2 tRNA genes and 2 rRNA genes are annotated in these 1,060 nt (G+C 47.9%); all 4 read right to left on the reverse strand.

Annotated features, from left to right (window positions below):
* A 23S ribosomal RNA gene (locus tag KW840_RS28290) occupies positions 1-476 on the reverse strand; the annotation flags it as partial.
* 234 nt (positions 477-710) lie between these two features.
* Positions 711-786: transfer RNA gene (locus KW840_RS28295), tRNA-Ala, on the reverse strand.
* A 10-nt stretch (positions 787-796) separates the two neighbouring features.
* Positions 797-873: transfer RNA gene (locus KW840_RS28300), tRNA-Ile, on the reverse strand.
* A gap of 122 nt (positions 874-995) precedes the next feature.
* Positions 996-1,060, reverse strand: a 16S ribosomal RNA gene (locus KW840_RS28305); the annotation flags it as partial.

Raw genomic sequence — 1,060 nt, forward strand, 5'->3', positions numbered from 1 at the left:
GGTTCTTTTCGCCTTTCCCTCACGGTACTAGTTCACTATCGGTCAGTCAGTAGTATTTAGCCTTGGAGGATGGTCCCCCCATATTCAGACAAAGTTTCTCGTGCTCCGTCCTACTCGATTTCATGACCAAGAGATTTTCGCGTACAGGGCTATCACCCACTATGGCCGCACTTTCCAGAGCGTTCCGCTAATCTCAAAGCCACTTAAGGGCTAGTCCCCGTTCGCTCGCCACTACTAAGGGAATCTCGGTTGATTTCTTTTCCTCAGGGTACTTAGATGTTTCAGTTCCCCTGGTTCGCCTCTTGCACCTATGTATTCAGCACAAGATAACCATCTTATGATGGCTGGGTTCCCCCATTCAGACATCTCCGGATCAAAGTCTGTTTGCCGACTCCCCGAAGCTTTTCGCAGGCTACCACGTCTTTCATCGCCTCTGACTGCCAAGGCATCCACCGTATGCGCTTCTTCACTTGACCATATAACCCCAAGCAATCTGGTTATACTGTGAAGACGACATTCGCCGAAAATTCGAATTTCTCAACTAAGAGAACTCACAAATTTTACCTTAGCCTGATCCGTTACCAGTGAAAGTAACGTTCAGTCTATCTTTCTATCACATACCCAAATTTTTAAAGAACGAACTAGTCAAAAGACTAGAAATCAACATTCACATCGGAATACTCATTTCTAAACTTTCAGAAGCAGTTATATGGTGGAGCCAAACGGGATCGAACCGTTGACCTCCTGCGTGCAAGGCAGGCGCTCTCCCAGCTGAGCTATGGCCCCATAACAAAATTGGTGGGTCTGGGCAGATTCGAACTGCCGACCTCACCCTTATCAGGGGTGCGCTCTAACCAACTGAGCTACAGACCCAATTTCGAGCGCGTAACTGTTAGCTTGGAGCTATCAGCTTGGAGCTTAAAGCTGCTTCTATCGTCTTCTTCAATGAATCAAGCAATTCGTGTGGGAACTTATGGAGCAGCTGAGTCGTCGATTAAGGAGGTGATCCAGCCGCAGGTTCCCCTACGGCTACCTTGTTACGACTTCACCCCAGTCATGA

The organism is Pseudomonas sp. PDM30 (genome assembly GCF_019218985.1).
GTDB classification, from domain to species: Bacteria; Pseudomonadota; Gammaproteobacteria; order Pseudomonadales; family Pseudomonadaceae; genus Aquipseudomonas; species Aquipseudomonas jessenii.